Consider the following 21,719-nt stretch of genomic DNA (forward strand, 5'->3'; position numbering starts at 1 on the left):
GTGTGGCGCGCTACTTGGCAAACGGGAAACTTAAAACCGAACTTCGTACTAGCGCATTTCACCGACGTTCCCTTCTAGAACGGGTTGAATAATGGGCGGGGGCGCGCGGAGATCGTTGATTCAACAATATCACGGTGAGCTTGTCGACTGGCCCCATCCCGATATCACCGTTCTTGACGATGCGACTCGTCGAACGTTTCTGAATCGAAAGCTTGCCGTTGAGTTATATGCTGCCGATATTCCCTACGGTGAGATTCAAGAACAGACAAAATTCTCGCCAAACGAAGTGAGGCGCTTGCTCCGACGATGCGTGGCATCAGCAGGGGAGGGGTGTATTGTAGGATTTTATGCGTTGCTTCCGAGTTTTCGCATTAAGCCTTACTTCAGAACGAAACCCATTATTGCGAAGCATCCATTGGCCGATCAACGCTCTAGTGGTTACGCTGGCGCGCTGGCGCAGTTATTCGAAAAGTTTCCTGATGTCAAGAAAGATTTAATACAAAAATTCTTTCTGCAGCCGGATAAACAAAAGAAGTCAAAAAATAGCCGTTCGCCGCAGTTAGGGCCGCAGCCTTATATTGAAATACATGGCGAGTTTCTTTCTGAATTACGGACAAAAGGGGTTGGAGAGAATGAATGGCCCTTCCTGACGGAAGACAAGGGTAGACGATCCCTTTTGCGCTTCCTTCATTCTTTGAAGAATGAAAGATCAGAGCGTGCGGTAAAAGCCAGAATGGGTGCTGAGGCGACTAACAATCTAGGACATGGTATGGGTCCTAATGCTCTCATATCGCCACTTCTCCCGTTTGCAGTCGTAGAGCTTGATTACACAGTTATTGATATTCCCACTCATGTTAGGGTGATTGATCCCAACGGTACAGGGCATTTGATACCTATATCTCGTTGGTATCTAGGGTTGCTGGTCGAGGTAAAAACAAGCGCAATTTTGGGCGCACATATCTCTCTGGAAGTTAACCCGAGCGCCGATTGTGCGTTGCAGACGATGTTGAGCAGTGTGCCTGTCGTGTTAGACGCACGGAATTCTGGTGACGTTCGCATTGAGGTACGTAGCACCAATATGGATTTTGTTGCACGCGGCCCCACCTTGATATGCTCGTTGATACCGCAGTTGGCAGGGCAAGCATTCAGTTTGCTTAGGGTGGATAACGGTTGGTGCAATATTGCAAATGATTTTGTAAATAACGTTATTGATGTATTTGGTTGTGCCATTGAGTTCGGCCCCCCACGTGCCTGGTGGGGAAGGTCGTTAGTCGAAAGGATCATTGGGGTTTCAAAAGAACGCGGAGAGCATCGCCTGAAGGCCACATACGCGTCGGGCCCCGACGATGTTCGCCGGCCCCCCGATGTCGAACAGCTCGGTTTAAATGACGGAATCGACCTTGATTTTGTGGTCGATATGTTGAATGCCGTTGTCCGTGAACATAATACTATCTCAACCGGTGATCGACTTAATGGTGCAACTGTAATTAATGTTCTGCAAAGATTCGTAGATAAGCATGAGCTTCTATGGGTTCCACAGCCTCTACCAAGATCTATCAATTCAAATGATCGACTCCTTATGCACCGACGAAAGGTGGAGGTTAGGGGAGAATGGGGCGTCCATACGCGTAGGCCGTACATTAATACGGCATACTGCCGATATACAAATCCTCGTATCGCTTCTGATTTTTCTATGATAGGAAGAAAAGTGTTTGTCTACATCAATCGTCTCGATGCGAGAGAGGCATGGGCAAGTGACGCGGAAACTGGCGAGAATTTGGGCAAGCTATACGGTGAGGAAAAATGGGAAAACTGGCGATGTGCATTGCGGGTCAGAGAACTGGTAGGCGCAAAAGCAAAGGGACGGCCCCGAGGCCGGAGCCCCGATATTTATGCTAGATCCGGAAAAGTAGATTATGAGTTTGTAACGAGCGAAAATAGCGGCGAAAATATCGGAAAAAAAACTGCGCTTGCGATAGCGAAAGTAGCTCGGGATAGCTTTACTGGTTCGAAATCAGCATCCCTAAAGCCGGCCGAAGAAGATAACCACAATAATAATGTTGGGAGTGATAACGATCTGCTTCCAAATATAAATCCGCGCGGAATATTCAAGCTGGATTCGGGGAATAAGAAATGATTGCGTGCGATCGTGGAGAAAGAAATGGATGAGGGTCATCTTCGAGCATTAATGCTGCAGCACCCGATTATATCCAAGAAGAGCAGAGCGGAATCACCATTATGGACACTCCCGATATCGAATTTTTATGACAACGCCAGAACTTTATTGTTTCTCAGGCAAAGTTTTTTCATAGAAGAGATCGCTGGCGAGGGAAAAACCATCATGATGAATGTCCTTCGTGAGCGGTTACCAAGAGATCTCAGCGAAATTCACGTACTCTCTTATAGAGGCTTAAATAGGGAAATATTTTCTCATGGTGGATTTGTGAGGGATTTGCTTTATACGGTTAATCATGCTGCTCTTGATGGAAATTCATACGAATTAAGTCGGAGATTGATTAATGACATTGTGGCTTCTGCACTGGAGACTAATTGGAAGCTAATTGTGATGCTGGTTGACGAAGCGCAGGCCCTTCGTCCTATAGATTTCGGTTTTATCAAAGATCTGCATAATGAATTAGAAGAGGTGAGGATTGATTTCGTCGTGATTTGTTGTGGCGAGTCTCCAAAAATTCGTGAATTATTCAGAACCTTATCCAGTGAGCAGCAAATAGGCTGCCTGGATCGGTATTTTAGGCATCGGCTGAGACTCAGCGGATATGGATTGGAAGAGCTGCAAGATCTGCTTGAGGTGATCGACGTGAAAAGATGGCCGACGGATTTTGGACCAACATGGACAGAATTTTGTTTTCCACTCGGATATGCCTCTGGCTTTCGCCTAGCTAATCAAGCCAGTTTATTTTGGCAGGCAATGAAGGAGGTACATCTTATAAGAGACGATAAAATATCAGAACCAAGTCAAAATGGAAAATTGCTTTCGAGGCGTATTTTCGATGCTCTTGGGTTTTTAGCGTTTAAGGGTATGGATAAAGATTGCCCAAACTTCGAGTTTCCAAAGGAAGATTGGCAGAGTGCCGCTAAGTTTGCAGCTAAATCGGCCTGGGATGAAAAACCGGATGCCACGGATAGACCAGACTGCTCTCAAGCTTAGGCATGAAAGACGCTCACTGGTGCGGTGGTGGATTAGATTCGATACCAAATGAGTCTTCATTCGGGTATTTTCATCGGTTGTGTTGGCTGAATGCAGTTGGCATGCAAGCCGCAATGAGGTTACTCGATGCTCCGAATTTTCCCACGCGCACGCAGACTTTTTTCGGCAAGCTGAAACGAATCCGCCATGTCATAGAGCGAGTTAACTTCAATAGTACTAGGTTTCCAGAGGAGCGTTCGCTGGTGGCTGGGGAGGTTTCAAATTTGTTGGGCGCCATTTTTACTAGTCGCCTTAGATTTTGTCCCGTTTGTTTGGAGTCCGGATATCACTCGATCTGGTTTCAGTGTAGCAAGTTAGCGCGATGCCCGATTCACAATGTTGATATACATGATCGTTGCATGAAGTGTAGTAGCCTTCTCTCCGATATAGGTATTTTGGAAAACTTCAGAGAGGCGCTTCATTGTCCGGTATGTCACTGTGCATTATCGGGGGCGCCCCTTAGTCCAGGAGTTTTTGTCGAAAGCTACCTCCACGAACATCGAACCCACGTAAAAATATATCGACAAGCATTCTCTACGTTGAATGAGTGGGTAGAGGATGTCTCCGCTCGCGGTGACAGTTGGATCGCCTACTCCAACGTCGAAATATGGGCCGCGGATGCGGAATGTGCCTTTGCGATTGCATGTGCGCTGGCAAAGCCTCCGGAGATATTGGAACGGCCATCATGCAACGGCGTAGCCCTGTTCTGGCAACGACATTTGGCGGGAAATATGTCATTCGTGCCTTTGTTTACTATTAGACGGCGCGAAGACGAGCTTATACGCGTTGTCTATTGCTGCACTTTGCGGCTTCTGCGTTCTTATGCTGCGGGTATTGCGAGCTCCGGGAGGGTTCCGCTGAAGCAATTTGTCGTCTTCAGGAAGGGCGACGGAATACAAGTCAGCACAGGGGATGCACGAGTACAGGCCTACCTGCTGCTACGCTATTTTGTGGAACAACCTGCCAATAGTGTTATCGCGCTTGATTCAGCAGTAGAACAGGTGTCGCCAAGTAGAGATTTGGGATGGTTTCTCTCCAGGGACGAGAACTCGAGAGCATCGACCCGAGCAGGAATTCTATTGGCGTATGCGACAATGCATCGTGCGATTCGAGAAGCAGCGACCTCCGGATTTGTGAAATGGGATCGTCTGATCGAACTGGTACAAGGTGTCGTCATGGCCCATCAATACTCGGAGACTGTCGAGCGGGGAGTCGTAGTATTCCGGATGCCCGTGGGAATGCCTTTGGCTCCGTTTCGGCCTTTGCCGAATCTTCCCCGCATTTCTGCGTAAGAAATCTGAAATCGGGCATCGCACGGTGGTGGTCGGAGTCATGCGCCAACTCGCCAGCAGCGAAAGCACCTTGAAAGCGGGAAAGCCAGCACGCCCCTTATGATCCCGAGAGGGCGTGGTCGGACCTTCAACGGGCCGATATTTGAGGCTGTGTGGCCGAAGGAAGCACAGTTTAGACGTCCGGCCGTTTCTCATGAACTCGCCGGGCTTTGCGTCAGTGCCGCTGCAGCGTTTCGAGCTTCCTTGGCGGGTATCCGCCATCACTTTGTTTTCGTTGGAGGCAGGCTGGAACGAAAACTAGTTCCGGAGGTAGCGAATGTCACCCGATCGGCAGCGATGTCTTGCCTCGAACTGTTATGGATTCTGTGCGGGCCAGCTTCTCCAGGGCATACCGACCAGTAGGCCGAGTGCCCGATCAACTCTCGGCAACTGACCCAACGTTGGACATTGATCGGCGCTTTCAATGGCTGGAACGCCGCCGCACGCTCCAATACGAGTGATTCTAAGAAAGCTGACGGTACATGCGACGTGAGCCACTCCGCGTACGCGCTGGTTGCGCTAGCGTAATTCGTATTGTGCAGAGCCGGTCCAACCCTGTGCATGGGAGCACGTGCGATACAACTTGTTGCCTCGGATTTCATATTGAGGAACTGCGCTCCAGCTGTCTGCATGCGACACGGTACGGTACACCTTATCGCCACGGATCTCATACTGAGGCAGGCCAGTTCAACCGCTAACATGGGACACCGCCCGGTAGACCTTGTTGTCGCGAATCTCGTATTGCGGGAGGCCAGTCCAGCCATCGACGTGGCTCACCGTTCGGTAGCTTTTTGCCATCACTTTCGCCAGATATGTCCCACACCAAAGCCACATCGGCCCAGTCATTCGGCAATGCCTGACGCGCGTGCTAGGTCGGGAGCGTCAGGGAGGCTTGATAGCCGCCGCCAAACGCGCCCTCGAAGTCATACTCATACAAGGTTGTTCGTCCCATACCCGGCTGACGCTGGCCCAGGAAGAACGTAAAGGCGTTGGGCGCCGCAATAAAAATATGCATTGGAGGTTTCACGTCCTTCCGCTCCATATTGATGCGCTGAACCAAGGCTTCGGCGAGTTCGAAAGCGTGCCTGCCGCTTGCGACCGACTGCGCTCCCGATCCGCACGACGGTTTCGCGACTAATAGCTTGCTGACGCCAGGCAAGGCGGTGGCAATATAGCCGCGCACCGCGTCGGGAATATCGTGGGTGAGCGCAACAGCCACGGCCATCTCTCCTGACTCTGACGTCAAGTCTTCCACTTCAAAGTTCCACGTCGGCCAGTCTGGATTGGTGAAAGTGTCCGTCGCGCTCCAGCTTTGCCGGTCGATCGTACGCTGCTCGATTTCCACGTGCCGTCCAGACTTGATGTTGACGACGGACCCAGCGGCAAACGCCAGCGTCAAGTGGGCGTCTAGCGCCAGGAGTAACGGTTGCGGTTCGCGCGCCGCGTCAATGAGAAAGCGCTTGAGCGCGGGGTACAGGTTGCCGGTCCAATCTTGCTGGTCGCGAATGGCCCGATCGTTGAAATACGGTATCAAGTCCAGGACGGTGCTGCATCGTTCCTCTAGTCGGTCGAACGCGTGCTCGAACGACTTGACACCCACTAGTGTCCTTGGAGAGTTCCTTTTCGCAAACAGATTCTCGCGCTGGCAGGCGTCCCGAAAGGTGTCCCGCGTGAACTCGAGGCGACCCTGGGCGAGCCATTGGAAGACGATGTCGTCATACCGGAAGCTACTCTCGTTCAGCGGTATGCGAAGCAGTCCCCGGTTCTCGAAGTGCATGTCCAACAGTTCGCGGAGGTCATCCAGCGATGTGGAGTCGGTGTCGAGCGAAAGCGTGCGGGCCAGTAGACGCAATTCGGCATCGTCGATGCCCAGATGTTCCCGCCACAGTTTCCGGATCCGGCCTGTCGCCGACGCATCGGTCTTCGTGCCAAACAACTGCTCCAGGCGAATGGCTTTGTGACGCTGATGGATAAGGGGTCGGAGCGGGTCGGTCTGCGCGATCCGCCAGTTGGTTAGCAATTTGAATCGGACCCCGATCCCGTCTTTCGCGTGGGCGTGCTGAGCATTTCGGGCCCGCTGAAGAAAGGAAAAACGATTGGCGTTGATCCACTCGGGATCTATGAGGTCGCTATGTCCGAAGTCGCTTACCGAAACGTGCCACTTGCATTGCGTGTACTCCCGCAGGATTGGTTTTCCTTCTGGGTCATTTGGTGCACGGCTGGGGTCATATTCCACCCATACGTCGTCGAAGCCTTTGGGACCGGATTCGAAACCCACGCGAATGACGGGGCTGTTAGGGTCAAGCAGGCAAACGGCCTTGCGCCAGAAAATCCGGGCCTGGAAGTTGTCGCCGTCCCGACGCACAGGCGCTTTAGTTATCGGCAGTCGATAGCTGACGCGCGGCGGGACATGCATCCGCATCGATGCCGTAGCCCAGCAAATGCAGGGCCGCGGCATGGATCGACGCGTGTTCGTTCGATATAGCTCCCGCGAAGCTTCCATAATTGCGAACTTACGATAATTTCGATTATGGAAGGGCTTCCATAATCGAAAGGCATGGCTCTTCGCAGACACCGTGGCCGGCGCCAAGGCAAGCGCCATGATCTATAGCCTGATGCTGACGTGCCGGGCCTGTGACGTCGAGCCATATGCCTATCTGCTCCACGTGCTCACAGAGTTGCCACAGCGAACGCCAGACGCCGACATCAGCGACCTGTTGCCGTTCAGCTTCGCCCCGCCGAAAGCCGCCCCGCCGCATCCTGCCTGAATACGCTCGTCGCACTCAAGGTGTGCCGAAACTGGCGCTTACGATGGGCAAGCCCTTTCGATGCCGGGCGCCATAGTTGACCAACGTAGACGCGTTGCTCCGCAGGTACCCGCAGACCTTATCTAGATTCCACCACAGCGTACTGAATTCATACCCCGCTCTGGTCAGGAGCTGCGCGTCCAATGCCTTGATGCGCTCCAACGCTTTGCGGCCCTTGCCATGCCACGCGAGCCACTTGGCGTGCGTGATTTCGGTCTCTATCGACTCTCGTTCCAGTGAATCGATAACCTTACTGCCGAACACGGAACGCTGCGCCGCTTTGAACTTCATAGCGATGTGGAACCAATCGAGAATCCTGCCGCGTGCGAGCTGACTGCCCCGGATGGTCTTCTCAAATTCACCGGCGTCGTCGCTGATCACGGTAACGCGCTCGTCGGTCGCCACACCGTTTCGAGTGAGAAATTGATCCAGCCGCGCTACTGCCGAGGTAACTTCCCGGTGCACATAGGCATAGAACTTTGGCGGCCTGTCGGTGAACGTCGCTCGTCCAGCGATGAGGTTGACATGTCGGCCAAGGCCCCTCACCGAGTCGCAATGCCGCAACCACGCCGAGTCAACGCTCACGGTCGCGACATGGCTGGATTCGCGAACCTGGACGCCTCCGTCGAAAGGGGGCAGCTTCGCAATATCACGCTCGATGTCAGCGTCGAGTTGCTTTCCGATAGCACGAATCCGATTTCGAGTGCCGCTGAACGAAATGCCCTTGTCCAGAGGCAGTATTTCCTTCAGCATCGCCGTGGCCTGCCGATATGGCAGATGGCTTGCCCACTTCGCCTGGAGGTATTCCAGCTCTGGCGTGGCGCGATTAGTCAGCGCTTTAGACAAGGGATGGATCACGGATCGTGGCGTCGGCACAGTCCGTTGGCAAGCACACGACCACAGCCTCGGACTGTTCACCATCACCTTGCCATACACCGTGCGCACCACCGTCGAGCGCTGGTCCTTGTGGCTCAAAGCCGCCCCGCAACTCCTGCAATGAGTCTGGCCCGAAAGCCATCCCGCGACTTGTTTCGAAACCAGCTCGGTCTGAACCTTGGCCAACAGCGAGCGGCCCTCCGCGAGGGTCAGGCCCAGATCCGCAAGACTACCGTCACGGCGCTCGATCACTGCCAAAACGCCCTCACCGGCATGGCCAATATCGCTGCCCTCGTCCGCCAACCTGGCTTCGATGATCAACCGCATGGCTTGCTCCCACCGTTGCGATACCGATCAGCCTAGTTCACATACAACCGGCGCGGTGCCTAAGCGGCACTTTCTTGGTGTCCTCCCCAACCTTTGCACGCTCTCCAACGGATAGCGAGAAGATGTTGTTCGAGCGTGAGAAACGCAAATACAATGCGATGCATAGGCCAGTCTGTTCTGGTTGTCGTGTGGCGCCTGGAAAACATCGCACGATATCAGAGCAGTACTGGCCTTCCTTATGTCCGTTGCGTCTCGCGCTGATTGCGGAGATGTTCAGAAAATCGCCCCAGCCGTTCGCGGGATAAACGGCCCTCCCCAAACCTCAGATTGCGCGGGACGTAACAACCCGCAGCCGCAGAAGCTCGATATTGGCGCGGCCATACATTTGGCGCTTGAGGAGCTTGAGCCTGTTGACATGACCCTCCGTCTGGCCATTGCTCCATTGCAGCCTGACACGCGCGGTGGAGCCTGCATGCCCCCATGCCCTTCATGTCGCCTGTTTGGAAGCACAATCCGTTTCTGCCGCGGGAAGAACACTCTCGGAGACGCTGCGCAGCTTGTGAAGCAAGGCAACAGAGTCGCGCTCAATTCGCTTACGCAAAACCAGCCGATCAGCCATGCGGGCCACCACACTGGAAAACCGATACTCCAGCGTCCGCACGAAGCGCGTGCCAGTGGCTGTGCCGATGCACTCATACGTGACGAACATCTCAAGACCCCGGTTGCCACGGGCCCGGGTTCGCCAGAGCCGATCCGGAAGACTTTCCACGACTTCCCACTGCAACTTGCCTGCACGGCCGCCGACGTACGCAAAGTGGCTCCCAACCGGCAGCGACCCTCCCTGCCCGGTGATCGCTACGTGGTAAGGATGCCACTCGTGCCAACGAAGCGGAGTACTCACGTAGGCCAGTACCTGGCTTGGCGTCCGGGCGATATCAATGGAATGCTGCATCTTGACGGTGGGGACCAGGCTCTCGCTTGCTTCTTCGGGCTCCCAATGAAGGGTTCCATAGATCCAGTCCCACAGTGGAAACACTACGGCGAAGTTCTTGGTCTGCATCAGGTCACGGCGGTGATGCAACTCATGCAACCGCCGCATGTGGCGAATCCACGGCAGGCGACAGATCGGATTCTGCGGCGGGAGGTGCTCGCAGGCATGAAAGATCTCGTAGCTGAGATAGCCGCCCAGTAGCGTGGCGGCAAACAGCGCAGCGACGTTCGCATTGACCAGGCCGATGATCGACCAAGCGAGCAGCGCGCCAATGCTGTAGACAACGATCAGCCATGCCGGGAACAGAATCACCCGCCAGTCCTTGGCGAACTCGTAGCGCATCTGGTCATCTGCGAAAAAACTATGATGGTCGCCCGTGTGGCGCTGGTAGAACGCCTTCGCGAATCGCTTCTTGTTGTGCCCGAGACCCTTATGGGTGCGGTACTCGCCACTGCTGTAGAAAATTAAGGTGGCCGGCACAGTTAGCCACTCCACCGCGCTGACGTGGTCCAACTTGTTCAGCAAGAAGAGGATCAAGGTCACGCCGAAAACAAGAACGAAGCCAGCATGCAGCCAGGGGTTGTAGTAAGGCGAAATGTTCGCCCGGTATTTCTTCCGGAAGGTTTGGGTATCAAAAGACATGATCGGCTCTCAAAGACTGTTGCGCTGTCGGGCTCGCGATACGTGGCCAGTTCCGCCAAGCCCCCGCGGACCTTTCTGACGTCTGGCGCCAGTAGGTCGCTTGGTGTTGTAGTCTATTGGTGCGATCATTTTCATTCCAATGGATATTGATGATGAGAATTATTGATGAATCAGAATTTGCAGCAGATTGATCTCAATCTCCTCTTCGTGTTCGACATGCTGATGCAGGAGCGCAACCTGTCACGCGCGGCCGAGCGACTGCACAAGAGCCAGCCGGCGGTGAGCAATGCGCTCAGTCGTCTGCGCGAGCAACTGGGGCAACCTCTTTTCCGCCGTACCGCTAAGGGACTCGAGCCCACTGCCGGGGCGATGACGCTGCACGTGCCGGTACGGCAAGCCCTGCGCTTGCTGCAGGCAGGGCTTGCCGTTCAAGAGAGTTTTCAGCCGGACACGGAGCGAACCTTCCGACTGTCGATGAATGACTATGGGCAGCTACGGCTGTTACCGAGCCTGATGACCCGGCTGATGGCGCTGGCGCCGCAGGTGAAGCTGCAGGTACTGTCGGACGAAGGTGCCCTGATCCCGCAGCGACTGGCCAGCGGAGATCTGGACTTGGCGATTGATTACCTGTACTTCGACGACGCCGATTTGCTCTACCAACCGATTCACGAAGAGCGCCTCGCAGTTATCGGCCGACCGGGCCACCCTGCATTCAGGGAAGGCCTCGACAAGACGGCGTATCTGGCCGCACAGCACGTCTCGCTCTTGCCGCGAGCCGGCCGCGGCAGTCCGCTCGAGATCGTCCTGGGCTCGGCCAAAGTGCAGCGCCATGTGCAGTTGCAAGTTCCGCACTACCTGACCATTCCAGCCATCGTCGCCAGCACCGATTTGCTGGGTACCGTGCCCTGGCACTTGGCCAGGCATTTCGTGCACAACTATGGCTTGCAGCTCGCGGAGCTTCCTTTCGAAACGCCTGCGGTGCAGGTCAGCTTGATATGGCACCGTCAACAACAACACATGTCTGGTCTGCAATGGCTGAAGGAGCAAATTGCGCAAGTTGCACAGACCGAATCGAGCTGATGTGGCGGGCCTCATTGGGCTGCCTGCGCGATGGATCTTTGAATCCATAGTGGCGCTGCCTGCGCTGTGTCGGGAAATCGGGCGGCGCGTTCGAGCCCTGCAGCCGCACCAATAAAATCAAGGGTTTACAGGGGTTTTCCTGTAAACCCTTGTGCATTTTGCGGTCTATGTAACCGCCATGTAACCCGATTGGATCGCCGCGATCCATCTGGAACCATGTCCTGCCTGCGCCTACAGTTGCTTCGTGCCCCATTTGCTCGTGTGGCACATAGGTCTCGCGCGATAAAATCCTACCCACTGCATCAAAGGGGACCGGGGTCGTGTCACAAGCAACAACGCCACAAGAATGCGTCGCTGCCGCAAGGCAGCTTTATGCCGTTTTGAAAGGGCATCTCGATCGTCCAACTTGCACCAGCAGGATGTGCGGAATTCCCTCGTGAGGCGATGGGCCTCGATGGAAGACCGTTCAACGTCATCGACCGTCAGACCAAGGCTCGCGAAATCATGCGGCTATGGGAAGCCTTGGGACGATCAGGACAGTAATGCATGATGGCAAGGTGTTGCACTTTTGATTTGAGGCCGCCATTTATTGTCGAGGTGGCGCAGTACTTTCGCGAATTACTAGGTCAGGCTCGAACTCGGTCTGGATGTTTTTGGCTCCTCCTTCGATCTGCTCAATCAAGTTGCGCGAAGTAAGCTCGCCAATCAGAACGGGATTCGAGTGCACTGTCGTTAGCGCGGGTGTTACCAGTTCCGCCATCTGCCAGTCGCCGAAGCCTGTGACAGAGATGTCGCTCGGAACCGAAAGTCCCAATGTGCGGCACTCCGCGATCGCCGCCACAGCAATGAAGTCATTGATGCATATCAGGGCGGTCGGCTGTTCCCGATGCAACAGCAAGTCCTTGCGCTGCAGGCAGACGCGCACCGCTTGTCGCACAGCAGATGCATCGTAAGGGGTCGGAAAAATGCGGTTATCGGGTAAGGAAATGTCGTTCTCGCTGAGGACGTCTCGGATCCCCAGAAGCCGTTGAGACGATAGAAACTGAGTTTCGAGAGGACCTGGGAGCACTGCAAACTGCCGGTGTCCTTGTTTGACTAAGTAGGTGGTTAGCCTGCGCATAGCCAAGCGGTTGTCATACCCCACCGTCGGATGCATCCCTTCGCGGTCCACGGCCCACATTAGTACATACGGGATAGCGTGCTTGTGTATCAGCGAGAAGACTTCGGGATGATGTTGTGAACCGATTATTGCGATCCCGTCCACTCTACGCTCCAATAGGGCGCGGGCGCAGCGCAATTCGGTCTCACTGTCGTCCCGATGGCAAGTCAACAGAACGGTATATCCAAGCCGGTCGAGCTGGGCCTCCAAGGTATCTACTGCTTTGGCGTAAAGTTCATTCATCAGTGTCGGCGCAATTATGCCCACCGATCGCGTGCGCCCCTGACGTAGTTCGCGAGCCGCCGAGAAGGGAACGTAGTTGAGGCTTGCAATAGCGTTCTGCACTCGCTCCAGCGTGTCAGGTCGCAGCCTATCCGGCGATGTCAGTGCACGGGAGACTGTTGCCGAGGAAACGCCGGCGAGGAGGGCGACTTGCTTGACATTCACCATATCGGGTCAGATGTTATCTTCAGCCGGAATGACGGCCGTCTGCCATCCATTGTAACGATTGGTAGTCGAAAGCAGTTCCCGTCGTTGGAGGGTTCCCGAAGACGGATCGACATCCCTGGTGAGGCTAGTCGAGCCGGACCTTTGCTGAATCTGCCACTCGCTTCCACTTCGAAACTTCGGCGCGAAGCAACGCATTGAACGCCTCAGGCGTGCCGCCTGCGATCTGCGCTCCTTGAGCCATCAGCTTGTCGCGGACCTCCGGATCCTGAAGGGCTTTGTTGAACTCGCTGTTCATCTTAGCAATGATGGCCTGTGATGTCCCGCTCGGGACCATGAACCCGCCCCAGGAAACGGCTTCGTAGCCGTTTATCCCGAGTGCTTCATCTACCGTGGGCACATCGGGCAGTGACGGTAATCGAGTCTTGCTCGTGACCGCGAGCGCCCTGAGCTTTCCACTCTTGACTTGCGGCATTCCCGCGAGCGAGGTGGGAAGGGCAACATTGATCTGCTGACCGAGCACGTCTGTGAGCGAAGGCGCGTCTCCCTTATAGGGAACGTGGTTCATCTTGACGCCAGCCATGGTACTAAGGAGTTCCCCGGCCAGATGGCTGCCCGAACCATTGCCGGCGCATCCAAAGGTGATCTGCCCTGGCCTAGCCTTTGCCATCGAGACTAGTTGGCGCAGGTCCTTTATTGGCGAATTTGCTGCTGTGACGATAATGAGCGGCACCGTTGTCACTAAGGAATTGCTGATCAATGAGGTTTGCGCTTGATGTTGCACAAGCCAAGGACTTCAGCTTTCGCAATCCGGGAGAGATGGGCCGATTCAAGCCGTCTTTCTCGCGTTTCGCACCTTTCCTGGTCGCGCTTTTGCGCGCTCAGGACGGATTGCTCCCCTCTAAGGACAACAACAGCCTCCTGGCGAACACCAGATTCGCCAAACCAAACAGGCTGAACAACTGCGCCGTGTTCTTGAACAGGCCCTTGTAGCGAACCTTGCGATGACCAAACAGATTCTTGATAACGTGGAACGGATGCTCAACCCGCGACCGAATCTGTGCCTTGACCCGCTCGACGGCGATCAGCAAGTCCTTGACGGCTCCGTCACACATCGCCTTGATCTTGCCGCGCTTGACGGCCACCTGCCACTTCACGGTCTTGCCTTGCATCTCCTCGCGCTTGTCCACGCCCGTGTAGCCCGCGTCGCCAAACGCATGCTCCTCGTGGCCATGCAGCAAGGCATGGGCCTGCGACACGTCCGACTCTTGGCCGCTGTGCCCACCACGCTATGCACCAGCCCAGAGGCCGCATCCACGCCGACGTCGGGTAGCAGCGGCGCATTTCTGCGCCACTGCCCCCTAAGGTAGGGTCGAGAACTGGCGCGCGCACCTTCAGGTGCCGGTGGTGATTCCACCGCTTTCGCGATGGCCCGCAATCCGGCGACCATAGTCACGTTTCCAACTCCCGCCACGTCAAACGCAGCATGCGGTTTTCCCGCACTACGCTTTCCTGTTTGCTTCATGTCAAGGTATATGGGACCTATCATGCCGGGGCCGCTTTCGTCGATGGTCGACGACGAACCCGATAGCCGTTGAACAGCTTCAGTTCGTCATAGAGCCACCGCCTACTCCACGTCTTCCAGCCGAAGCCCCGACGATTCCGGGAGCGCTCCAGATGGCGCCTGACCTTCTTTTCCACCCAGTCCTGGATGAAGCTGAAGCACTCACTGGAGTGTCCGACCGCGAAGTAGTTCACCCAGCCACGTAGCACCGGATTTATCAGTTGCACCACCCGATCCACCGGCTGCGACTGGTATCGCCTGAACACCTCCTTGAGTTTGCGCAGCAACGCCGTGCGTTTCTTCAACTTGGGCGTATAGTGCGCTCGCCACACCTGTCTCTTTATGCTGCGCAATCGACGGAAGTCGAATCCCAGAAAGCCAAAGCTCTCACCGCAGTCCAAATCCACCGTGCGACTCTTCTCTTCATTGACCTCGACCTGCAACTTGGCAAACTCTTCCCGAAGCCGTCGGCTTTCGCGTCAGTTCATGCTCGACGAGCAGGCGGCGAAACTTCAGCAGCGTGGTCGCGTCTGGCACCGCCTCGACTGCCAGGTCGATCCCGGCAAACGCCCGCATCGCCATGCTGTCGTACAGCGCGTCTTCCAGTGCCTCGTCCGACAGCCCGTACCACTGCAGGAGGAAGTAAATGCGCAGCATCCGCTCAAGGCCGATCGGCGGCCGGCCACGTTTGCCCTTGGGGTAGTACGGCTCGACCGCCGCAATCAGGCGCGCCCACGGCACCACGCTCTCCATCTCCGACAGGAAGCGCTGGCGGCGCGTCACACGCTTCTTGCCGTGACTTTCCGCTTCCGCAAAACTGATCTGTCGCTTCATCACAGGACCTGAATCATGGACACGCTCATGACAACGCGCTCACCCAATGCCTCGATGACTCGCGCACTGATTTAATCAGATGGTATGGACGCCTCCCCCCGGCAACGGGGCGCCGCTTACCTGCAAGAGTAACTGTAAGGGTCCTCGCTGCCATGGCATCCCTATGCCAAAGTGGAGGTGTCGATTGCAAACGACCCTGATCGGGACGATCCAAAATGAAGCTTACCGTCATCGGCATGGATATTGCCAAGCATGTCTTCCAACTTCATGCGGTGAATGCCAACACCGGTGAAATCGAGCGCATCAAGTTGAAGCGGAGCCAGGTCACCGACTTCCTTGCTCAGCGGGAGCGTTCACTCATTGCCATCGAAGCTTGCGGCAGCGCCCACCGTTGGGCACGAGAACTGCAGAAGCTCGGCCACGAAGTGAAGCTCATCTCTGTGCGATCGGTTCGTCCCTTTGTGTTGCGTAATAAAACCGACGCTGCCGATGCCAGAGCTATCTGGACAGCAGTCCAGCAGCCCGAGGCGCGGTTTGTTGCGATCAAGAGCGAGCAGCAACAGACCATTCTGGCGCTGCACCGCATCCGGGCTCAACTGATGAAGTTCCGGATCATGCAGACGAACGCATTGCGCGGCTTACTCTATGAGTTTGGTGAAGTCCTTCCGGAAGGATCTCGGGAATTTGCCGAAAAAATTTCTGGTGCGCTTGCCAAGATCGCGAATCGCTTGCCAGCCATACTGATCGACAGCCTACGAGAGCAATGGGCACGCGTGCAGGCAACCGACAAGGAAATCGCTGTGCTGGAACGTCGGCTCAAGGTTGCGCTTTGCGACAATCAGGAATGCCAGAAGATCGCTGAAATTCCTGGCGTGGGGCTGCTAACCGCCACGGCTGCGGTGGCTGCGATCGGCGATGCCAAAACGTTTCGCTCCGGGCGTGAGTTCGCTGCCTGGTTAGGCTTGGTACCGAAACAAACGGGCACCGGTGGTCACGTGCGCCAGCTTGGCATTAGCAAGCGAGGTGACACCTACCTGCGCACCCTACTCATACACGGCGCCAGATCGGTGATCATCAAAGGCGCATGAACCGCCTGGCTCGACGGATTGCTTCAGCGACGTCCTTTCAATGTAGTGGTGGCTGCCGTAGCCAACAAACTCGCCCGGACCATCTGGGCGGTGCTAGCAAGGGATACGAGATACACGGCACCCGCCATGGCTGCATAGCCAGGTGCGTGGCCCGCCTGAACTGACTTCTTCTCAAGGAGCGCAAGCATTGATCGCATGATGGCTAACAGGTTGGACCGGGGCGAGGAAAACCCGATAGGGAATGTGAGCAGCAACGCTCGATGATCAGATGAGGACCTCGCCAGCGAATTCCATATGGGCCAGCAGGCTGAGCGGCCTGCACAAAAGGGCCGGACATAGGCGTGCTGCCTTCACCTGTCGACCACCATGTCAATCGGCTTGCAATCCGGGAGGCGTCCACATAAGGCGATTCCCTAGTGACGGATCGCGCCGCAGCAACTATGACAGTTGTGCATCGCCAGAACACCGGGTTGTCGCGCCATCATCAGTACGAGCACGCTGACAACCAAGGTGGCCGCATTGATCTGGAGTATCGGATGCGGGCTCAAAGTACTGGCTACTGAGCGGCCCCAGATCTCAATGCCTTTACGTTGACCGCCAGCCAAAGCGGCAGTGTCGCAGACACCACGCATCAGAACAGCTTCGAAGATTGATCCTGCCCGGCAACTTTCATGTCGCAGAATCGTCTGCGTAGCTAGGTACGCCTCCGCTACTCCCAAATTAGGGCGTCATCTCCTGGATGCAGCTTGATGCGGGTTTCAACGTGCGTTCCTTCGGCGCGAGTATGCCTGCGGACGGTCCATTCTCGATCGTCTGTTGCGAAGATATTGGCGCCAACATGGGCGTTGCCGTACGGGGCGTTAGTATGCGCAAGTGATCTGCTAATGCGATTTCCAGCGTCCCATTGCCAGTTGCAGCTAGTAGAACGACCACGCCTGGGTTACGGTGAAATGGGAAGCGCTGATCATCCAAGAAATCAGAATCGTGCGTCAGTATGATGCGTCGCGTTTCACAAGCCGTCGCGAAACTGGCCTCGTCGGCGTGTCCAATGAGCGCCATGCTAGGGTAAGCCGCCTACTTTTCCGATGAGAGTAAGGCGTCCGGGCCAGCCCTTGCGCCCGCAGCGCTCGTGCCGCCGTGATGCCGTGATGCCGTGATGCCGGCGGCGGGTGTCCCGACGACTACGATGTGCTCACGGGAAATCATCAGAGATCCTCGTGAACCTCGATTGCAAGCGCCGGACAGATCCCAGCGGCCAAGCGGGCAGATTCGTGTTGATCAGTCGACGGTTCCGCACCCGGGGCGATGAGCGAACTCCCTACGCTGGCCCCATCCCAACAAGCCTTGAGACCATCGCTGCGGCATTCTGAAGTGTTGGAATGATTTCATTCTCGATCCTTTCGGGTGTCGCCTCGGCTGGCGATGTGGAAATCCCGATAGCCAGCTGGCGGTTGCCAACCCGAGCAAGCGGGACTGCAACTGAGATCTGATTGCTCTCTGGATACTCGACCATCGCCCATTCACCGACCCCGAGGGTCAACGCCTGTGTGAGCGCGCTACTTGGAGGCAGGATGCTTCCAACCCGGAGATTCATCACCACGAGGCGACGGCGTTCCGCGAGTGCCATCGCCCTTCCAATAATGATCACCCCGTCGGGGTTCGCTTCACCCAGGTTGGATGTTCCTGCGTACGTGTCAGCCAGTTGCTGGAGCATCTGCTGAACCGAGTCTGTCACTCCCAAACTTTCCAAAGCAGCAAAGCCGATTTCGAAGACTCGGGTAGTCAAGCGCCATTGGTTGCCCTCGCGCGCGACATATCCCTCCTCCTCCAAAGTCAATAGAAAGCGCAGAACGGTCGGGTGCGGCAGGTCTACGGCACGCGACAACTCCGCCAACGTAGGTCGCCCGTTCTCTCGGAAAGCGCGCAGCACCGCTAGACAGCGTTGGATCGATCTATTATTCTTCATTCGTACACCCTGTGTACCGCTAGTTCACCTAGTGAACATCATAAACCAGGTGCCCTTGAGATGCAACCTGCTTCTTGAGGTCAGGAGACAACGAATGAAACGATGGATATTGGGCTTTAGCGCCGCTGTGGTGGGGTGCTGGGCAGCGACCGGTCAATCTGTTGCGAACGCCAGCGAGTCCTGGCCGAGTCGCCCGATCAAGTGGGTCGTGCCGTATCCGCCGGGCGGCACCACTGACATGCTGGCACGTATCGTCGGTGCCAAGCTCTCTGAACGACTCGGGCAGCCCGTGGTGATCGAGAACAAGCCAGGCGCTGGGGGCGATGTTGGCACGGCCTATGTTGCGAAACAGCCCGCTGATGGATACACCATCGTTATGGGCAATATTGGTCCTATTGCCATCAACCCCACGCTTACTCCCGACGCTCGCTTTTCTCCCACGCGAGATCTCGCGCCGGTGACGCTCCTGGCGGAGGTTCCCAACCTGCTGGTGGTCAACCCGCAACTGCCGGTCAAATCGGTGAAGGAACTCGTTCAGTACGCGAAGCAACAGCCCAATCCCTTGTCGTACGCAACGCCTGGCAACGGAACATCTTTGCACTTGGCGGGTGAACTGTTCGCTTCGACAGCGGGCCTGCGCATGGTTCATGTGCCATACCGCGGTAGCGGCCCCGGCCTGAACGACACGATGGCAGGCCATGTACCGATCATGTTTGACAACATGCCTTCGGCATTGAATCTCGTAAAAGGCGGAAAGGTTCGCGCACTCGCCATCACGAGTGCTGTCCGTTCCCCGTTGCTGCCGGACGTCCCAACGATGACTGAAGCTGGTCTGAGCAACTATCAGATCACTGGTTGGTTCGGCGTCTTGGTACCTGCCGCAACGCCGAAGCCGATCGTCACCCGTTTGGATGCCGAAATTCAAGCTGTACTCAAGATGCCTGACGTCCGCAGCAAGATTGGCGACATCGGCGGAATCATCTCTGGCGCAGGACGAGATGAGTTCGGCCGATTCATCCAGCAGGAGTCGGCGAAATGGCAAAAGCTCATTCGTACCGCGCACATCACCGTGCAGTAGGTCAGTTACTTTAAGGAAGAAGCAATGTTGAACTCGGTTGACAGAATCCTCGTTGCGGTGCGCGACCTCGATCAAGCAGAGCAGAACTACAGGGAAGTACTTGGGGCGCAGTATCTTGATGAGCTTGCAAGCGACCATCTGAATGCCCGTGGCCGTAGCCTGGTAATCGGCGAAAGCACGGTCGAACTTTGGACCCCGCGGGGAGCAGGGGTCGTAAGTGATCATCTTGATAGCTTCGGGGAAGGCCTCTTCTTTGGAGGGGTCTCGACAGCTAGCCTGGCTGAATGCCAGAGGTTCCTTGCCGAGCAAGGTATCCGATTTGCTGAAGCCGACGGCCGTCTCTATTTGAACGCGGGCGGCCTCTATGGCATGCCACTCGTTGTCAGCGAAGCGGCAGCGCGGGTTCGAGCGAATGGTCCTGTGTCGTTTCTGTACGAGCTCACCATGGTTCTCAGCACCGACTGGCGAGAAGTCGCGGATTGCTACGCGCGAAAACTGGGCCTGCAGCGCGACAAGGCAGTAGACATCACGTTCGCGCGATTTGGCTATGAAGGCACGCTGCTGATGTTCGCGCCGGATCGTCTCGATCGCATCGAATTGGCTGAAGCGCATGATCCCGCCTTTGCCATGGGCAGGTTTTCGGGCAAGCGAGGTGACGCACTTTACATGTGCTACATCGAAACGCATGATTTGGCGGACGTAATCAGGCGACTCGAATCGCGCAACGCAAAGTGGACCCGAAGGACCGACACGGGCAAGCCCGAGCAGGACGGCCTCTGGATCCATCCGAGCGCGCTGAATGGCGTCCTACTTGGTGTATCCCGAACCTCGTTGGCGTGGGGATGGTCCGGTAGCCCCGAGAAAGTCGAAGAGATTTCAGAGGTGCAGTCGTGATGCCGGAGATCTTCGATCAGCAATACATCGGGGGATCGTGGCGCCGTGCTTCTGGCACACAGCTCATCGACGTAGAGGACCCGAATACTGGCCTGGTATCGGCCCAAATTCTTCCAGGTACCGAGGAGGACGTCGGTCTCGCCTTGGGTGCCGCGCAGAACGCATTGGCCAGCTGGTCCGCAACATCCGTGTCGGACAAATGCGCAATTCTTAATCGCCTAAAAGACCAACTCACAAATCGGCAGGAGTCGTTGGCCGATGCTATCGCGGCTGAGGTTGGCACGCCCTTGAAGATCTCACGCATCGTTCAAGTCGACTCGCCCATTCGGAACATTGGGAACTTCGTAAAGCTGGCGGAAGGATTTCCATGGCAATCGCGAACGGGCCCATCTGTCATCGTCCGGGAGCCATTCGGCGTCGTGGCATGTATCACGCCATGGAATTTCCCGCTTCATCAGATCATTCTGAAGGTGGTGCCCGCGCTTCTGGCCGGGAACACAGTCGTGCTCAAACCAAGTGAATTGACGCCCCGAACAACGCGCCTTATCTGCGATGCCATCAATGACGCAGGCTTTCCTTCGGGCGTGGTGAACGTTGTGAACGGCTTGGGTGCGGTAGTGGGCGCAGCGTTGGCGCGAGCTGACGGCGTGGACATGGTTAGCTTCACAGGATCCACGGAAGCGGGTCGTGCAGTGTCTTGCTTGGCCGCGTCGACCATTAAGAAGGTGACGCTGGAATTGGGCGGCAAGTCGCCTTCCTTGGTATTGCCGGGTGCGGACCTGACTGTGGCCGTCAAGGGAACGCTCGCTTCCTGCTTCCTCAACAACGGTCAGACTTGCAGCGCGCTGACCAGGTTGATTGTTCACTCGCGTGATGTGTCGGCCGTCGAAGCCCTGGTGAAGCAAGAACTCGCCAAGTTCTCTGTCGGATCCAGCCTCGTCGAAGGCCATCGGATCGGCCCGCTCATTTCTGGCAAGCAGCGTGACCGCGTGCAGGAACTAGCGGAAAAAGGGGTAGCGGAGGGCGCCACGCTCATCGCGTCAGGCCAGGATGTTCCGCCTGCAGGATTCTTCGTCAGCCCGAAGGTGTTTCTCACAGATCAACATAACTATCTGGCCAAGGAAGAGGTGTTTGGCCCCGTGCTCTGCGTGATTCCCTACGACGAAATCGACGACGGCATCCGCATCGCCAACGCAACGGTGTATGGCCTGGCGGCGGCCGTTTGGGGCGATCCTGACCTCGCACTCGACGCCGCTAAGAAGATTCGTGCAGGACAGGTCGATATTAACGGCGCCCGATTCAACCCCGTAGCGCCCTTCGGCGGCTTCAAACAAAGCGGTGTTGGCCGGGAGGCGGGTCACGTCGGTTTGGATGAGTTCCTCGAGTACAAATCTATCCAAATGAACGAGGGATGACGGGATGTCTCT

At 56.1% G+C, this 21,719-nt stretch carries 15 protein-coding genes and 5 pseudogenes; 9 read left to right on the top strand and 11 right to left on the bottom strand.

Annotated elements, in window-relative coordinates; translation table 11 throughout:
* The first annotated feature begins 115 nt into the window (after positions 1-115).
* The 3 genes from AC3WXD_RS03050 (at position 116) to AC3WXD_RS03060 (ending at position 4,500) form a co-directional block, all read left to right on the top strand.
* Positions 116-2,137 carry a hypothetical protein gene (locus AC3WXD_RS03050; RefSeq protein WP_124684261.1) on the top strand — a complete coding sequence of 674 codons (2,022 nt, stop codon included), beginning with the start codon at positions 116-118 and terminating at the stop codon, positions 2,135-2,137.
* A gap of 24 nt (positions 2,138-2,161) precedes the next feature.
* The gene (locus AC3WXD_RS03055; protein ID WP_124684262.1) at positions 2,162-3,169 is read left to right on the top strand and encodes an ATP-binding protein; all 1,008 of its coding nucleotides are present in this window, start codon (positions 2,162-2,164) and stop codon (positions 3,167-3,169) included.
* A 578-nt stretch (positions 3,170-3,747) separates the two neighbouring features.
* Complete coding sequence (locus AC3WXD_RS03060) at positions 3,748-4,500, top strand: hypothetical protein (RefSeq protein ID WP_137924358.1); 753 nt, start codon at positions 3,748-3,750, stop codon at positions 4,498-4,500.
* 907 nt (positions 4,501-5,407) lie between these two features.
* On the opposite strand, the gene AC3WXD_RS03065 is transcribed toward AC3WXD_RS03060, so the two are convergent.
* On the bottom strand, positions 5,408-7,141 hold the full coding sequence (locus AC3WXD_RS03065) for an SAVED domain-containing protein (protein ID WP_224039289.1): 1,734 nt from the start codon (positions 7,139-7,141) through the stop codon (positions 5,408-5,410).
* Here AC3WXD_RS03065 and AC3WXD_RS03070 point away from each other — a divergent pair.
* Positions 7,089-7,307, top strand: a pseudogene (locus tag AC3WXD_RS03070) (transposase domain-containing protein); the annotation flags it as partial. The gene AC3WXD_RS03065 and the pseudogene AC3WXD_RS03070 overlap by 53 nt on opposite strands.
* Positions 7,308-7,322: 15 nt before the next feature.
* Here AC3WXD_RS03070 and AC3WXD_RS03075 read toward each other — a convergent pair.
* The 3 genes and pseudogenes from AC3WXD_RS03075 to AC3WXD_RS03085 form a co-directional block, all read right to left on the bottom strand.
* Positions 7,323-8,549 carry a hypothetical protein gene (locus AC3WXD_RS03075; protein WP_043355374.1) on the bottom strand — a complete coding sequence of 409 codons (1,227 nt, stop codon included), beginning with the start codon at positions 8,547-8,549 and terminating at the stop codon, positions 7,323-7,325.
* 322 nt (positions 8,550-8,871) lie between these two features.
* A pseudogene (locus tag AC3WXD_RS03080) lies at positions 8,872-8,994 on the bottom strand (hypothetical protein); the annotation flags it as partial.
* 42 nt (positions 8,995-9,036) lie between these two features.
* Positions 9,037-10,182, bottom strand: coding sequence for a sterol desaturase/SRPBCC family protein (locus tag AC3WXD_RS03085; RefSeq protein WP_043355372.1), 1,146 nt, complete (start codon positions 10,180-10,182; stop codon positions 9,037-9,039).
* Between the two features lie 165 nt (positions 10,183-10,347).
* Between AC3WXD_RS03085 and bsrA the strand changes: the two genes are divergently transcribed.
* Positions 10,348-11,262, top strand: coding sequence for a LysR family transcriptional regulator BsrA (bsrA, locus tag AC3WXD_RS03090; RefSeq protein ID WP_043355370.1), 915 nt, complete (start codon positions 10,348-10,350; stop codon positions 11,260-11,262).
* A gap of 586 nt (positions 11,263-11,848) precedes the next feature.
* Here the strand turns inward: bsrA and AC3WXD_RS03095 are convergent.
* The 5 genes and pseudogenes from AC3WXD_RS03095 to AC3WXD_RS03115 form a co-directional block, all read right to left on the bottom strand.
* Positions 11,849-12,871: a LacI family DNA-binding transcriptional regulator gene (locus AC3WXD_RS03095; protein ID WP_043355368.1), complete on the bottom strand. Its 1,023-nt coding sequence runs from the start codon at positions 12,869-12,871 to the stop codon at positions 11,849-11,851.
* A 124-nt stretch (positions 12,872-12,995) separates the two neighbouring features.
* Positions 12,996-13,628, bottom strand: coding sequence for a tripartite tricarboxylate transporter substrate-binding protein (locus tag AC3WXD_RS03100; RefSeq protein WP_231108945.1), 633 nt, complete (start codon positions 13,626-13,628; stop codon positions 12,996-12,998).
* 121 nt (positions 13,629-13,749) lie between these two features.
* Positions 13,750-14,192 (bottom strand): annotated as a pseudogene (locus tag AC3WXD_RS03105) (transposase); the annotation flags it as partial.
* Positions 14,193-14,413: 221 nt separating this feature from the next.
* On the bottom strand, positions 14,414-14,875 hold the full coding sequence (locus AC3WXD_RS03110; RefSeq protein ID WP_224039293.1) for a group II intron maturase-specific domain-containing protein: 462 nt from the start codon (positions 14,873-14,875) through the stop codon (positions 14,414-14,416).
* 28 nt (positions 14,876-14,903) lie between these two features.
* Positions 14,904-15,266, bottom strand: a pseudogene (locus AC3WXD_RS03115) (IS5/IS1182 family transposase); the annotation flags it as partial.
* A 215-nt stretch (positions 15,267-15,481) separates the two neighbouring features.
* Here AC3WXD_RS03115 and AC3WXD_RS03120 point away from each other — a divergent pair.
* Positions 15,482-16,492, top strand: a pseudogene (locus AC3WXD_RS03120) (IS110 family RNA-guided transposase).
* A gap of 582 nt (positions 16,493-17,074) precedes the next feature.
* Here the strand turns inward: AC3WXD_RS03120 and AC3WXD_RS03125 are convergent.
* Both AC3WXD_RS03125 and AC3WXD_RS03130 read right to left on the bottom strand, forming a co-directional pair.
* Positions 17,075-17,413, bottom strand: a complete 339-nt coding sequence (locus AC3WXD_RS03125) for a DUF5615 family PIN-like protein (protein WP_373424146.1) — start codon at positions 17,411-17,413, stop codon at positions 17,075-17,077.
* 259 nt (positions 17,414-17,672) lie between these two features.
* Complete coding sequence (locus tag AC3WXD_RS03130; protein WP_043355366.1) at positions 17,673-18,320, bottom strand: IclR family transcriptional regulator; 648 nt, start codon at positions 18,318-18,320, stop codon at positions 17,673-17,675.
* Between the two features lie 94 nt (positions 18,321-18,414).
* On the opposite strand from AC3WXD_RS03130, the gene AC3WXD_RS03135 reads away from it, so the two are divergent.
* The 3 genes from AC3WXD_RS03135 to AC3WXD_RS03145 are packed head-to-tail and all read left to right on the top strand — an operon-like array spanning position 18,415 to position 21,707.
* Positions 18,415-19,398 carry a Bug family tripartite tricarboxylate transporter substrate binding protein gene (locus AC3WXD_RS03135; RefSeq protein ID WP_043355363.1) on the top strand — a complete coding sequence of 328 codons (984 nt, stop codon included), beginning with the start codon at positions 18,415-18,417 and terminating at the stop codon, positions 19,396-19,398.
* Positions 19,399-19,422: 24 nt separating this feature from the next.
* Complete coding sequence (locus AC3WXD_RS03140) at positions 19,423-20,292, top strand: VOC family protein (protein ID WP_052495072.1); 870 nt, start codon at positions 19,423-19,425, stop codon at positions 20,290-20,292.
* The gene (locus AC3WXD_RS03145) at positions 20,292-21,707 is read left to right on the top strand and encodes an aldehyde dehydrogenase family protein (protein ID WP_043355360.1); all 1,416 of its coding nucleotides are present in this window, start codon (positions 20,292-20,294) and stop codon (positions 21,705-21,707) included. Before AC3WXD_RS03140 ends, AC3WXD_RS03145 begins: the two co-directional genes overlap by 1 nt.
* Positions 21,708-21,719: the final 12 nt, after the last annotated feature.

This window comes from Cupriavidus sp. FW216-B1, from assembly GCF_058789195.1.

Excerpts from the sequence above, each read along its gene's own strand:
- AC3WXD_RS03055 (WP_124684262.1), top strand. The coding sequence starts at position 2,162 with ATGGATGAGGGTCATCTTCGAGCATTAATGCTGCAGCACCCGATTATA.
- AC3WXD_RS03065 (WP_224039289.1), bottom strand. The coding sequence starts at position 7,141 with ATGGCGCTTGCCTTGGCGCCGGCCACGGTGTCTGCGAAGAGCCATGCC.
- AC3WXD_RS03075 (WP_043355374.1), bottom strand. The coding sequence starts at position 8,549 with ATGCGGTTGATCATCGAAGCCAGGTTGGCGGACGAGGGCAGCGATATT.
- AC3WXD_RS03085 (WP_043355372.1), bottom strand. The coding sequence starts at position 10,182 with ATGTCTTTTGATACCCAAACCTTCCGGAAGAAATACCGGGCGAACATT.
- bsrA (WP_043355370.1), top strand. The coding sequence starts at position 10,348 with ATGAATCAGAATTTGCAGCAGATTGATCTCAATCTCCTCTTCGTGTTC.
- AC3WXD_RS03095 (WP_043355368.1), bottom strand. The coding sequence starts at position 12,871 with ATGGTGAATGTCAAGCAAGTCGCCCTCCTCGCCGGCGTTTCCTCGGCA.
- AC3WXD_RS03125 (WP_373424146.1), bottom strand. The coding sequence starts at position 17,413 with ATGGCGCTCATTGGACACGCCGACGAGGCCAGTTTCGCGACGGCTTGT.
- AC3WXD_RS03130 (WP_043355366.1), bottom strand. The coding sequence starts at position 18,320 with ATGAAGAATAATAGATCGATCCAACGCTGTCTAGCGGTGCTGCGCGCT.
- AC3WXD_RS03135 (WP_043355363.1), top strand. The coding sequence starts at position 18,415 with ATGAAACGATGGATATTGGGCTTTAGCGCCGCTGTGGTGGGGTGCTGG.
- AC3WXD_RS03140 (WP_052495072.1), top strand. The coding sequence starts at position 19,423 with ATGTTGAACTCGGTTGACAGAATCCTCGTTGCGGTGCGCGACCTCGAT.
- AC3WXD_RS03145 (WP_043355360.1), top strand. The coding sequence starts at position 20,292 with ATGCCGGAGATCTTCGATCAGCAATACATCGGGGGATCGTGGCGCCGT.